Here is a 13,699-nt window from a genome sequence, read left to right on the forward strand (position 1 = left end):
AGCTAAGCTCCTCAATCCTGCACTAATATTACTTCTGCGCAGCAGCTTCGATATCTGCATATGCCCAGTGAGTTGCTGGTACATCACTAAACGTTGGCGTAACTGCGTCAGTGAGTGGTGTGCGGTTGAACAATACATTCAACACTTTCACCGCTTCCGCACGTGTCAGCTTGCTGTCCGATTTGAATGTACCATCGTTGTATCCGACCATCAGGCCAGCATTTTGCACGTATGCAATCGCATCTGCTGCCCACAGGTCTGCGGGTACATTTGTGAATGAAACTGCTGTACCTGTCGTCGTTGTGTTTGCTTGCTGATTCTGAATCCAGCGATACGCAATGGTCGCCATCTGTGCACGGGTGATCGAACCTTCCGGTGCAAATTGGGTGTTACTCATGCCGTTTAAGATGCCAGCGGATTGAGCTTTTTGGATCTCACTTGCTGCCCAATGTGACGCAGATACATCGGCAAAGTTTGTGCTAGTGGAAACCGTTGTTGCTTCTTCAGTTGGAAGATTGCGAGCCAGCATGGCTGCCATCTGTGCACGTGTTACGAATGCATCCGGACGGAAATCTGTACCAAAACCTTGGATGTATGGCTGATGTGCACTTTGTGAAGCTTTCAGCCCGTCCACCACAACGAGGGTGAATGTACTGAATTTTGTTACGGTGAACTCAATACCTTCGCTATTATCCGCGAGTTGCACAAGTTTGCCTTGAATTAATTCTTTTGTGCCGTCACTGTGTTCGATGTAGATCGCCAGGTTGTCCAATGCTTGCTGACGAGCAGTGGGATCGGTGGGCAGACTATCACGCAGTGGCAATGTCAACGTCACTTCGCGGCTCTGCATATTTGTCTCGATCTCTACTGGACGAGCCAGTACGCGTACATTCGCATTCGGAGCAATCTGTTGAATCAACTGCTCTTTCTTCGCACGCTCTTCGACTTCTTTGCGCTCCGATTCTTTCTTCAGTGGAACCACGCGGAAGTACAGGTCTTGATCAAATCCGGCGATGGAATTTGTCGGAACGGAAATCACCACATTTTCAGTGGAAATTTCGAGTTTCAGCGAACCATCACTCAGTTCTTTCACGGCTGCCTTAGGCAGTTCAATACGTGTCTCGGACACAGCATCTTTGGTGTCTGGAATAACAATGCGTGCAGTGTTCATGTTCAATTGCTTCGCTTTTTCCACCGATTCCTTGGCAATCGCTTGGGTCATTTTCACCAAATCTTTAATGATGCCATTCGTTTCCGTTGTACGGGTAATCGGCGTCTTGGTCAGATTCGTGCCGTTCATTCCATTAACGTCAACCACGATCTGTTCTTGCTTCGTAGTTGGTGCAGGTGTAGTCGTAGAAGATCCGCCGCCTGTGTTTCCACCCGGGTTAGGGGTTGGAGTATTTCCATTATCTGTGCCGCTATCGCCGTTCTGTGTAAAGACAAACTTCACGGCGCGGCCTGGCAGTTCATCGCTGATTGCTTTGTAACGAACCCATACCGTTTTATTGCCACTAAGGTCCAGCATCTGAATATTAGCAAGATCCAACCAGTGCAACTTGTTGTCAAAGGAAATCTCCATCGTGTCGTCCAGACCTGTTAGGGTGTTACTGATGTCATTCCCCTTCACATCAGGAGCCGTAAAGAATCGGTTAAATACATATTGTAGATTACTAACATCCTCATAGCTGTCTTGCTCAGTGAGCAACCATTCCGCCAACTCCTTTTGGTCTTCAGGACTCAGCTCTGCTCTTTTGGATAGATCAAGGGCGCCTGTACGATCAAACTTGTATTTGTTGAAGAATGCTTCACCTGTAATGTAATCATTCATAGCTGAATCAAGCCATTGATTCATTCGATCAACCTTGGTAGCCTTATTGATAGACTGGTATGGCGTAGTCAAAAGCCCTAGCACTACCATAGGTTCAACGATATCTCCTTGGAAAGTCCCCTCTAACTTCTCGAATGCCACCGAATACAAGTATCTGTAGGCAAACACACTTTTGTCTACTTCGTTGGTACGTTTCAAGTATTCTTGACCAATACTACGATATTCTTCGCTTTGTTGATCATTAAAGGACACTGGCAAATTCGCTAACTTCTGGGCAAGTGCATCCAGCTTGTTTTTAAGAGTAATAAGTTCTTTTTGCTCCCAAACCGATTGTGCAAGGACACCCAGTTCAATCATGTATTGAACCTGTTCTTTATTTTTGAACTCTTTACTTACATATTGAATCAGGAATCCTGCAATGAAATTTCTAACCTGCGGGGTTAGAGCGCCGTAGCCATCTGGCAGAGTAATACCCAGATCTGGGTTTTCCATCGCTACACGCATAGCCGCTACATCAAAGTTACTCTTTGCCGTATTTAAGACAGTCAATGGATCAGCTTCGTTATCATCAGGGAAAAATTTATTAAATGCAGTCTGAATTGCTTCAAAACTTGCATATCCACCAAGTGGTCTCTCGCTAAGCATATGGTCTGCCAATTGTTGCTTGTACTCGTTTGTTAAGGTATCCATTTCGGCAAAGTCCAGAGGGAAAGCATCCAACGGACTTTCTGGGTAATCGGACTTATATTTCTCAACATCTTTCTGAATAGATCTGAATTGCTCCAAAGAACCCCACACTTCTGCTTCCGTTAAGTCATGGTTAAGATAAGGTGTTCTTTCAACAGCAGTGTCCGTGAATTTGACTACTCGGGAGATGGACTCTTTCCCTTTTAGCCTAATTGCATATCGATACTTAGTCATCCATTTGTCCATTTCGGAGGATGTGAGGTAAGTATTAATAAGTCGGTAGTATTCCCCTTCTGGATCGGGCTCTTTGAAATGATTTAATCGCTCTGCTTGCTTTTTATAAAACTCATCAAGTGCAGCTATTGCGTTTGGTCCATCAATTTCGCGTGTGACTTCAAGTGCCTTCAAAGCTACTTGCACCAAAAATTCAACATCTTCTTTTTTCTCATATCCGGCATTCGTTGGTGGCTCTATATCTAGTAAGTATATTGCGATATCCTCCTGATCTTTGACAGGAAGCATCTTAAAGTCAGGATCAGCAATGAATTGTTCATCGCGCAGTAATGCAATCATATCTTGAATAAAATCGTTGCTGTTACCCCGATCCGCTTCTTTCAACAGTTCGTTATATTTGGTCAGCGGTGTTTCCCCATTGAAAAAAGCATCAAACGCAGTTTGAACTTCGGATATTGTTTCATAACCATTTTGCGGCTTATGATCCACCATCCACTGTGCAAGTTCTTCTCTCTTTTGATTATCGTCTTCAATATCTTCCATCTTCTCCATCTGAACTGGAAAAGGGACTATACTGGAGTCTTCGGTACTCATCATTCTGGTCATTCGATTATGAACCATCATGGAATTGAGCGCTTCGTCCATGCCTGGTACATCATTAGCAGTATTAATTGGTCGATATTCCTCGATTAATGTTTTCATCAAAGTAAGCTGTGAAACATAAGATACCGAAACTTGTGATCTGTTCATGGAAGCTCCAAACATAGCAATATTCTTAAACATTGGCTTATCAGCACCACTCAATATGCTGTAGCCAACACTGGCCTCTACCATGTACTGCGCTTCGTCGAAAGGTAGAAAGTCTTCTGCCTGACTAAACAGACCATAGATCTCATCCAAAAGGTCCTGAGCATTATCTTCATTCATAAGCTTAGGGATTTTTGACAAGTTATATAACACTGAGAAGACATACTCAACTTGGCTTTGACTCTCATAATCCATTTCCCGTGGCAGCAAAAAAATCATTCCTCGTGCCAATTCTTTCTTCTGTTCATCATTCAGCAGGTCATAAGTGTTGGAGATATCGGTCATATCTATTAAACTGCCGCTCTCCAACAAGCTTTGAACATCTGAAATAGCTACATCGATATCATCATCTGAACTTCTGATGTAGTTAAGTTGGTCCAACGGAGTAACCGGGTCAGCACTTGCAACCCCACCAACGCTAACCACCTGTAATAACAGAACCGCAATTAAAAGACAGCTTATCAGCTTTCTGTAATTCATGTACTTGATCCTCCCAATCTCATGTTTTTTTACATATAAATTCATTACCTCTGATACGTAAGGCCTATTGTATTGCACTGCAATAAACAGATTCTAAACAAAAATTGAAAATAAAAGGAAAAAGATCCATCCTGTAGTACAAAACAGGGTGGATCTCAATTTTTTTCGCCATATTTCATCATTTTATTTTTAAAAAGTATTCTTTTAGACCTATATAACTCAGGCTCTTAAATCAAGGTGTACCCGCCATCCACATACAAGGTGCTGCCAGTCGTGAATGTATTGGTCATCAGATACGTAACTGTATGTGCAATTTCTTCATTGTAGCCAACCCGCTTAAGCAGAGACAGCTTCTCATAATCTTTAAAATGATCACCACGCGGCGACCCTTCTTGCCCCTCCCGCCAGATGGTGCCAGGGGATACGACATTTACACGAACCGATGCCAGTTCCACCGCGAGCGCTTTACCCAGACTCTCGATTGCACCGTTACATGCGGCGTAGGAGGCACCGCCATCCAGTGGTCGCTGGCTGAATCCACCAGACATTAACGTGATTGAGCCGGAAGCCGAAAGATACGGCGCTGCATATTTAGCCGCAAAGTATTGAGGCCAGAACTTGCCTTTGAAACAACTCTCTGCCGTCTCCCGATCCGAAGTCAGTGGGCCTCGAGTGTAGGCTGCTCCTGGGGTGAAGAGATGATCGAACATGCCGATTCGGGCAAAAAATGCTTCGAGCTGCTGTTCATCCTGATTATCCAATACATGAACGTACACCAGCGTTTCTCCAGAAGCGCCTTTGCCTCCAACCTTTGTGATCTGTTCCCTCGCTTCCTCCAGTCTGGACGCCGATCTGCCTGCAATAATCACATCTGCACCTGCCTCTGCTGCCTGAATTGCCGTAGCCAGTCCGATACCTGAGCTTCCTCCGATAACAACGACCCGTTTATTCTCCAATGTATAGTGACTCATCTATGATCATCCTCTCATCTGCGGTTATGTATGTGCATGTTCGCTCACGTTGTGTTCATTATTCATGAAATGAAGAAGGTTGAATAGTACGCATTTACATCGTACCTAGTACGAATATTCGTACTATTGATACCGAATCACAACGGTTTCTCCCTTCTTTTCACAGAGGTGGTCAAGCAGAGATTGCGAAAATCCGATATGATGGAGATACACATAGACGTATAAAACGAGGTGATTACTATGGATTTACAAGAACCAAGGTTACAGGGAGTACTGACAACGTTGGAGACCATTAATGGAAAATGGAAACCCCTTATCTTGTTTATTTTATTAAAGGAAGGTACGAAGCGATTCGGTGAACTGCGACGCATGATTCCTGATGTAGCCCAAGGCACGTTAACAAAACAACTACGCGAGCTGGAGCAGGATCGAATTATTGTGCGTACACTCTATGGGGATGTCCCACCCAAGGTGGAATACAGCCTGTCCGAACACGGTCAGACCATTGGTACGTTGTTGGACGGCATGTGTGGTTGGGGCAAAGCACATCTGAACTATTTGAACAGTACACAAGGTACCACTATGGATACATGAACACCTTCAATTCGAACTGTCGTGTTTGTGTAAGCCTTACCATTCCTCTATAATTTCGTTCAGATGCACAATATGGTATCGGGCGGAATCATCATCAGAGAAGATGCGCATTTAGCACGATGAGATGGAAGGGGAGGAGCTTCGTTGTTGCAGCTTTCGGAAAAACAGGCACAGGATATCGTAGATAAAATGATGCAAGACATTCCATACAACATCAACATCATGAATGAGCATGGCATTATTATTGGAAGTGGTCAGAAGGAACGTGTGGGCACAGTTCATCAGGGCGCTGTCCGCGCATTAACAACAGGAAGCATGATCGAGGTTTGGCAGGATGGCATACTTGAGAAGATGGGCACCAACGAACCGATTCTAATCAATCAGCAGCATGTCGGAGTCATTGGCATATCCGGTCATCCGGATGAAGTTCGGCCTTTCTGCAACATCGTGCGTACTACCGTATCTCTCTTAATCGAACAGCGTAATCAAATGGAAAGTATGGCTCATGAAGCTTCACGTAAAAAAGCCTTTATCGAACGACTGCTCAATCAGCCGGGTTCATACTCACAAAAGGTCAAAAAGGAAGCCCTGCAATACCGTATTGATCTGCAATTGCCAACCATTCTTCTATATGTCCGTCTCCCCAAAAACTCCTTGGCCGCTGAGACGGAGGTTAACCGCATATTGCTCCAAGTCCCTTCATTCTCTATTGAAGGTGATGGTGATGATCAGATTATTCTGATCCAGAATGAAGCAGACGTTGATAGGATAATCCAGCGTTTGAGACAGATCACACCCACAGCATTCATCGCAGTCAGCCAAAAAGAAGCGAATATCGCCACCAGTTACGAACAGGCCCGGTCCGTGATGAACATTATGGTGGCACTTCAACCAGACTCGCCGATCATTCGGTATGAGGATGTACCCTTTCTGGTACGATTCAGCGCGGCTGATCTAACACCTCATGCCAATATCATCAGCAAACTTGAGGATACAGCTAACCTGCTGGATACACTCCGCAGTTTTATCCAACATAACGGCAGTATGACCACGACAGCAGACCATCTCAATATTCACCGCAATACCCTTCAATATCGGCTCAAACGCATACAGACCCTTACGGGCAAAGATCCCCGTAATTTGCTGGAACTCATTGAACTTACACATGGACTACTCGCGTTCTACCAATAGCGTCAGAACAGCTTCGAGAATAGCAAAAGACGAGACACAGATCACCTGATTTCAGGCATATCCGTATCCCGTCTTTTTTACATCGCATTCCAATACGATCACGTAACTCCCCGTACAATCCCGATCGTCACTGATCTAAGATAGTAGACCCAGTTTCAACACCCTGGCAATATTCTCGGTTGTACGCTCCACATTCTCAGCGCCTTCTTGCAATAACCGCTCCAGATCTGCTGACCCGGGCACAATACCAAATATGGCATCAATGCCTTCCCCGTACAGGGTGTCGATTCCTTCGCCCACACAACCTGCAATGGCAATTACAGGTTTACCCGCTTCCTTGGCTGCCCGAGCAACGCCATAGGGGGTCTTGCCAAATTTCGTTTGAAAGTCGATACCGCCTTCGCCCGTAAATACGACATCCGCAGCAATTAATTTTTCACGCAACTCAGTATATTCAATGACAATTTCAATTCCTTTACGTAGTACAGCTTGTGTATAAATCAAGAGTCCCGCGCCCAATCCGCCTGCCGCTCCGGCACCGGGTATATCACGGATGTCTTTTTGCAGCTGCTGCTTTACGACATCTGCATAATGGGACAGGTTCGCATCCAGCTGCTCAACTATCTCTGGGGTAGCCCCTTTTTGTGGACCAAACACCCTTGATGCACCATGCTCCCCACAGAGCGGATTGGTCACATCACAGGCCACAATGAACTCCACTTCCTGCAAACGCTCATCCAGACCGGATACATCAATCTGAGCCAGTTGATCCAGAGCCCCGCCACCACGCGCAAGCGGCTGACCCTGTGCATCCATAAACTTCACACCAAGTGCTTCAGCCATGCCTGCACCACCATCATTAGTCGCACTGCCACCAATGCCGATGATGATTTTGCGTATGCCAAGGTCCAGACACGCTCGAATCAACTCTCCTGTTCCATAGGTTGTCGTCCGTAGCGGATCTCGGGTTTCTTTGGTTACCAGATGTATGCCACTGGCCGATGCCATCTCGATGGCCGCCGTTGTTCCGTCACCCAGAATGCCATACTGGGCAGTCACTGTCTGACCTAATGGTCCGCTCACCTCTTGCTGGTGAAGGGAACCGCCCGAAGCATCCACAAGGGACTGTACCGTGCCTTCCCCACCATCCGCCATGGGTACATGAATATAACCTGCCGTTGGATATATTTTACGCAAACCTTTTTCCATCGCGATACATACTTCTTTCGCTGTCATGCTTTCTTTAAACGAATCCGGTGCCAGAACAAATGTCTTCTCTCTAGTCTCTCTCATATCTTAAAGGAGAACACGGTTTACCATAATATTTTTCATGCTGATATGGGATTTGGAGGGTCCCAGCTTCACAAGTGAATCCTGAAATTCGGCAAGTTCTTCAATGGACGCCGTCTGTACCTTGATCAGATAGTTATACTCACCGCTAATCCGATAGACATCCGTGACTTCGATGGCCTGTTCACAGAACTGGACTAACTCGTCGCAATGCTCTGTTTTGAGCAAAATAAACGTTGTGGTTCCACGGTTTAATTGGGCCAGATTATAGATGGTCGAATAGCCCGTTATTACACCTCTCTCCTCCAGTTTCAGAATTCTTTCCTTAACCGAAGGTTGGGACATGTTAATTTCTTTGCTTATCTGTGCAACGGGGATACGTGCATGATGTTGCAGCAAGCGCATGATCTGCTGATCGATCTCATCTATTATATGTTCCATTCGTAAGACCTCCGAGTCGTCGCCTAATTTAATAAGGTTTTTCTAATAAATTAGCTAAAAATAGTTAGATTTTATCTCATTATATCCTTTGATATTGCATGGTTCCAATGCGATATCAAGCCTATAATTTAGAATACAATCTGAAAAAGGAGCGATGAACTGTGAGTGTTATTGGACTTGCACATGTAGCCATTCAGGCTCGTAACTACGAAGATACTCTGGCGTTTTATACAAAAGTACTGGGATTCAAGGTCGGTCACTCTTGGAGTTTGCCTTCCTTTCGCATTACCGAGGCATGTATGCTGATCTCTCCGGATCAGCGCACCTGTATTGAGGTATTTGACCCAAAAGCCGTCATTCCCGCCGAGGGTGAACCTGCCACCTCTCCTGAAGCGGTCCGGCACGGCGCACTGTTACATCTCGCCTTTTACGTGCATGATGTAGAAGACATCTATCAGCGAGCGCTCGCCCATGGAGCCAAGGCCTACGTTGAACCGGATTGGATATCGCTTGGCGAACCTGCACTTCGGGTTAGAAATGCGCTCGTCCACAGTCCGAATGGTGAAGTGATCGAATTCCTTGAAGAGGTTGATTTTGACCGATCCTCATCCTCACCATCATCTATATGAAGTACACAAACAGCCTGTTGCCTCGTCATTCGTGGCAGCAGGCTATTTCATGGTTCGATTTCCTTGGCAAGCATCAGCACACACACCTACCCTACTCTTGCTCTGCATTCCCCAGCGTATACTCGCTTAATTTCCCTTCATAAACCAGTTGCAATCGTTCACTCTGGCGAAAATCATCCGGTGTCACCAGCGCAGGCAGCTTGTTCCACAGTTTGATTCCCGAACGCTGTAGAATCTCGGCTACAAATTGGGAGCAGAAGTAGGAGTTGCTGAACTCCACCGGTTCCTTGAGTGTAATGCCAATCACGCCGAGCAGATTGTACATATATTTCTGGCGGCTGCGGATGAAGATGTGCAGCACACGTTTCATCTTTTCCACTTCCCGATCCGTCACCTGAAGCTTGTATATGACACATGTGGTATTGGGATACTTGCTGTATGTACCTGTCTGAATATTTTCCTTCACAAACCCGCCATTCAGCGGATTGCTCGGATGCTTGCGGCCGAAGCTGTACAGCTCGGTTAACTCCCGGTCAAATGAGATCGATGCGTGATTATATGGCGCTCGGGTATAGCTTTGAATAACCTTGGTAAACAGCGTTCCTGTATTCGTAAGCAGGATATAGATGGAGCGTTCATCTGTCATAGCAAAATTTCCCCTTATCAAGTTGGCACTATTCCTTCATAATAACATAGGTACCCTATAATGGAATCTTACTTTGAATAAGCAGGTGATCGGTACGTGAGCAGTTCACTCTTTACACTAACGTTAATCTTCACAGCTTTACTTGTGATACATATCGTGTACAAAATTATTGCAAAGCTTCAGCCAAGCAAAGACTATTCAGGCATCGGCCAAAAAATCAAAACCTGGTGGGGTATGTTTGTAATCTTCTGCCTCGCTACCCTCTTCAATCCCATCGTGTCCCTGATCTCCCTCATGGTACTTGCGTTCTTCTCACTCAAAGAATACTTCTCCATGATTCGCAGTACACGTAAAGCCGACCGCAGGCTGTTCCTGTGGGCGTATCTGGCAATTCCGGTTCAGTTCTACTGGATTTATATTGGATGGTATGGCATGTTTATCGTGTTTATTCCACTATATGTGTTCCTGGTGCTGCCCTTGCCACGCCTGATTAATAAAGGTACGGTCGGGTTCCTGCGCAGTGTCAGCTCCACACAATGGGGACTAATGCTGATGGTGTTTGGGCTGAGCCACCTGGCCTATTTTCCATTTGCCACACCGGAGTACGGCTCCAAGCTTGTGCTGTTCCTGGTCGTGTTAACACAGCTTAATGATGTGGTGCACTATCTGGTCTCTCTCTATCTGGGCAAACGAAAAGTGGTGCCTACCGCCAATCCTTTTGTCACCTGGGAAGGGTTCGCGTGTGCATTTATTGTAACGACAGCTACGTCTTATTTCATCCATCCCTACCTGACGCCATTTGATTGGAAATTCTCGCTATTCATCGGGGTGTTGATCAGTCTGGCCGGATTCTTCGGCAGTCTGACGGTGTCTGTACTGAAGCGCGATCTGTTAATTGGGGATGACAACAAGTTCGATTCACTCAAAAAAAGCTACTTGAGCCGGGTCGACAGCCTGACCTACACCTCTCCGGTTATGTTCCACGTGGTCCGTTATTTCTTTGACTTTATGTAGCAACAGATAGATCGGCGATCTTGTAATTATGTATGTCAAAAAAAGCAGCCCAAGTGGCTGCTTTTCCTGTTCAACAGGCTCTAGACGGAGCCTTCATGATATGCCTGCGCTACTTCAACGTAATTTCTTTTTCGGACATGATTTCGTTCCCCTCATCATTCGTGAAGACAAATGTCGCTTTGCCCCGCTCGCCCTTCATCTCATCCGAATAGATAAAGCCGGAAAACTGTCCATTGCCGCTAAAGTAGAAGCCATCTTCTCCATTTCCACCATGTTCAATGGCTTCCTGTAGCGAATTCACAATCGTCACCGTGTTAGACGTCCATCGCATCTCCGTTAGTGTATACCCCTTCGGCACCTGTTTAATTCCAAAATCAAAGCTGTTACCCTCGCTCGGTTTCTCCGACTGGTCAATGACAATATCAATCTGCTCAGACGGTTCAGTGGATTCAGATTGAGCCGTAGGCTTGCCCTCATCACCACTGGCACTGCCTTGGTCATTGTTATTCTTCGCATCCGCATTCGGAACAGAGTTTTCTCCAGCTTCCTCTACGGGTTGCTTCGATTGCGGATAGGCGTGCTCCTGAACCGATTCGTTATTATTCTTGGCACCACAGGCACTGACAAATAGCGAAATACAGAGCACAGACATGCAAAGTGCAGATTTCTTTATATTTATTTTCATCATCTAATTCTCCCTTCATCCATTTACAGCACATATATCTATATCAGTTGAACTAATCATTTACACGATAACGGAGAGGACAGAAAAAACCTGAAAAAGCGAAGCGTTCGCTAAAAGCTTTCTGAAAGAAAGCTGCATCGGAAGCATACGCTATCCCCGGATTTTCCCTTTAAGAAAAGGGAATCAAAAAATCTGGGAATAACAGCGATTGGAAGGTTATTCTGTCATCGTAGTGTCAGTGTAAATATTCTTTAGTTCAACTTATATAGCACACCACTTACTAATCACTACACCATATCGTCCCACATGAAGCTCCATTATATGTAAATGATTAATAAATTCAGTATGTACTGCACCTCGATGAATAAAAAAAAACTCTGTTCATGACGTCATGCACCGTTTATTTTATCGATCAAACCCAGGCAAGACCAACACTTGTCCAATCTGAATGGCGTTGTGCTCAATTTTGTTCACTTTCTTGATTGCTTCTACATACACACGAGTGTCCATCTGCTGAGGTTTATGTGCCAATGAAATGCCCCACAGTGTATCTCCCTGAGATACAACGATCTGGTCCCCCGACAACAATTGCTCATCCCCGGCAAATGCAGTGAATACAGCACTACACCCTATGATTATAATTAGAGTTATAGTGACGATTTTCATTAGCCAGGTTGGCGTCTTCACACGCTGCATGAATTGATCTTTAACATACATGGTGCGGGACTCGGACGTTTTGGTATAAACGGATTCATAAATACTTTTGTACGTAGAATATCTCATTCTAGCCGACCTCCAGACTTTCATTCCGCTAATCTTTAATTTCATGTTTACCTATGTATTTTTCCTATAACAATGAATGATCAATAACTCACTTTTTCACTATATAGGTATCTTTACCTAAGTCTCCCTAACCTGATAGGTCTATACTACTAGTTTACTCTAAACAAATTCTGAACAACCGAATTTCAATGTGATATCCGAATTAATCTATCCAATATTCATGCCTGATTTTCGGCGATGCTTGTTGCAACGTTTTTCTATAATAGGTATAGATAAAGATTCTAATGAGTAAGGACGTGCCCCCATGATTTCTGCTGATCTGAAGGAACAATATTACGAGGCGCTTGTGGCCAAGGATTCGGAATACGAGGGTTTATTCTATGTTGGAGTCCGAACCACAGGTGTGTTCTGTCGTCCCACATGCCCTGCGCGAAAGCCAAAATTCGAAAACTGCGAATTCTATGAGACGGCTCAACAGGCACTTCTGGCCTCTTATCGCCCTTGCCAGCGCTGTCGCCCGCTCTCTCACCCCAACCAAGTATCCGATGTCGTTCGCATATTAGTGGAAGCTGTGGAGAAAAATCCGGAGAAACGCTGGAAAGGACAGGATTTCAAGGCCCTCTCCATCGATGAATCCACGGCGCGCCGTCAGTTCAAGAAGCGGTTCGGCATGACCTTTGTTGAATATGCTCGCGCCCGACGCATGGGTCTTGCCCTGAAGAATATTCGCTCCGGTCGCACCGTGATTGATAGCCAATTATCTACCGGATATGAGTCAAGCAGCGGTTTCCGCGATGCCTTTTCACGGATCATGGGTGCTGCCCCTACACAAGTCGATGAAGGACATATCCTAAAAGCGTCCTGGATTGACACCCGCCTCGGCCCGATGATGGCCATTGCAGATGAGGAGTCTCTATATTTACTGGAATTTGTGGACCGCAGAGGTCTGGAGCGCGAAGTTGAGCGTCTGCGCAAACGAACCAAATCAGCGATTGTACCCGGCACTACAGCTCCCATCCAGTCCATTGAGCGTGAACTAAACGAGTACTTTCAAGGTATTCGGACAGCATTCGACACACCGTTGTTCTGTTTAGGAACACCATTCCAAAAGCGTGTGTGGGACGAGTTGCTGGCCATTCCGGCTGGTGAAACGAGGTCATATCAAGAGATTGCAAATGCACTGGGAAAACCGACTGCTTGCCGAGCCGTGGCACAGGCGAATGGAGCCAATCAGCTTGCGATTGTGATTCCATGTCACCGTGTAATTAATGCCAGTGGCGAACTGGGTGGATACGGCGGGGGATTAACTCGTAAAAACTGGCTGTTGACTCACGAGAAACAAAAACAGGGTAGCTGAAAAACAGAATGAAGTAATGAAGTACGTATCAAATGTCCAAAGGAATGCATGATATAACA

General features: G+C 45.6%; 12 protein-coding genes. 5 read left to right on the plus strand and 7 right to left on the minus strand.

The window, feature by feature from the left end:
* Positions 1 to 28: 28 nt before the first annotated feature.
* Both MKY44_RS28120 and MKY44_RS28125 read right to left on the minus strand, forming a co-directional pair.
* Positions 29 to 4,039, minus strand: coding sequence for an S-layer homology domain-containing protein (locus tag MKY44_RS28120; RefSeq protein WP_341009587.1), 4,011 nt, complete (start codon positions 4,037 to 4,039; stop codon positions 29 to 31).
* A 227-nt stretch (positions 4,040 to 4,266) separates the two neighbouring features.
* Positions 4,267 to 5,010 carry an SDR family oxidoreductase gene (locus MKY44_RS28125; RefSeq protein ID WP_341009588.1) on the minus strand — a complete coding sequence of 248 codons (744 nt, stop codon included), beginning with the start codon at positions 5,008 to 5,010 and terminating at the stop codon, positions 4,267 to 4,269.
* A 240-nt stretch (positions 5,011 to 5,250) separates the two neighbouring features.
* Between MKY44_RS28125 and MKY44_RS28130 the strand changes: the two genes are divergently transcribed.
* Both MKY44_RS28130 and MKY44_RS28135 read left to right on the plus strand, forming a co-directional pair.
* Positions 5,251 to 5,604, plus strand: a complete 354-nt coding sequence (locus MKY44_RS28130) for a winged helix-turn-helix transcriptional regulator (protein WP_341009590.1) — start codon at positions 5,251 to 5,253, stop codon at positions 5,602 to 5,604.
* A 144-nt stretch (positions 5,605 to 5,748) separates the two neighbouring features.
* Positions 5,749 to 6,795 carry a CdaR family transcriptional regulator gene (locus tag MKY44_RS28135; protein WP_341009591.1) on the plus strand — a complete coding sequence of 349 codons (1,047 nt, stop codon included), beginning with the start codon at positions 5,749 to 5,751 and terminating at the stop codon, positions 6,793 to 6,795.
* A 135-nt stretch (positions 6,796 to 6,930) separates the two neighbouring features.
* Here the strand turns inward: MKY44_RS28135 and MKY44_RS28140 are convergent, their stop codons facing one another.
* Both MKY44_RS28140 and MKY44_RS28145 read right to left on the minus strand, forming a co-directional pair.
* Entirely contained in the window at positions 6,931 to 8,088 is a 1,158-nt protein-coding gene (locus MKY44_RS28140) for a glycerate kinase family protein (RefSeq protein ID WP_341009593.1), read from the minus strand.
* Between the two features lie 3 nt (positions 8,089 to 8,091).
* Entirely contained in the window at positions 8,092 to 8,526 is a 435-nt protein-coding gene (locus MKY44_RS28145) for an Lrp/AsnC family transcriptional regulator (RefSeq protein WP_341009595.1), read from the minus strand.
* Between the two features lie 161 nt (positions 8,527 to 8,687).
* Here MKY44_RS28145 and MKY44_RS28150 point away from each other — a divergent pair, with 161 nt between their 5' ends.
* Positions 8,688 to 9,155: a VOC family protein gene (locus tag MKY44_RS28150; protein WP_341009597.1), complete on the plus strand. Its 468-nt coding sequence runs from the start codon at positions 8,688 to 8,690 to the stop codon at positions 9,153 to 9,155.
* 91 nt (positions 9,156 to 9,246) lie between these two features.
* Here the strand turns inward: MKY44_RS28150 and MKY44_RS28155 are convergent, their stop codons facing one another.
* A complete protein-coding gene (locus tag MKY44_RS28155) occupies positions 9,247 to 9,801 on the minus strand; it encodes a hypothetical protein (protein WP_076252008.1) in 555 nt (184 codons plus the stop codon).
* A gap of 96 nt (positions 9,802 to 9,897) precedes the next feature.
* Here MKY44_RS28155 and MKY44_RS28160 point away from each other — a divergent pair, with 96 nt between their 5' ends.
* On the plus strand, positions 9,898 to 10,815 hold the full coding sequence (locus MKY44_RS28160; RefSeq protein ID WP_076213755.1) for a phosphatidate cytidylyltransferase: 918 nt from the start codon (positions 9,898 to 9,900) through the stop codon (positions 10,813 to 10,815).
* A gap of 109 nt (positions 10,816 to 10,924) precedes the next feature.
* On the opposite strand, the gene MKY44_RS28165 is transcribed toward MKY44_RS28160, so the two are convergent.
* Both MKY44_RS28165 and MKY44_RS28170 read right to left on the minus strand, forming a co-directional pair.
* Entirely contained in the window at positions 10,925 to 11,503 is a 579-nt protein-coding gene (locus tag MKY44_RS28165; RefSeq protein WP_341009599.1) for a hypothetical protein, read from the minus strand.
* A gap of 402 nt (positions 11,504 to 11,905) precedes the next feature.
* A complete protein-coding gene (locus tag MKY44_RS28170; protein WP_076252012.1) occupies positions 11,906 to 12,283 on the minus strand; it encodes a LysM peptidoglycan-binding domain-containing protein in 378 nt (125 codons plus the stop codon).
* A 304-nt stretch (positions 12,284 to 12,587) separates the two neighbouring features.
* On the opposite strand from MKY44_RS28170, the gene MKY44_RS28175 reads away from it, so the two are divergent.
* Entirely contained in the window at positions 12,588 to 13,640 is a 1,053-nt protein-coding gene (locus MKY44_RS28175) for a bifunctional transcriptional activator/DNA repair enzyme AdaA (RefSeq protein WP_133386327.1), read from the plus strand.
* The last annotated feature ends 59 nt before the right edge of the window (positions 13,641 to 13,699 follow it).

The organism is Paenibacillus sp. FSL R7-0026 (assembly GCF_038004485.1).
In the GTDB taxonomy this organism is placed as follows: Bacteria; Bacillota; Bacilli; order Paenibacillales; family Paenibacillaceae; genus Paenibacillus; species Paenibacillus xylanexedens_A.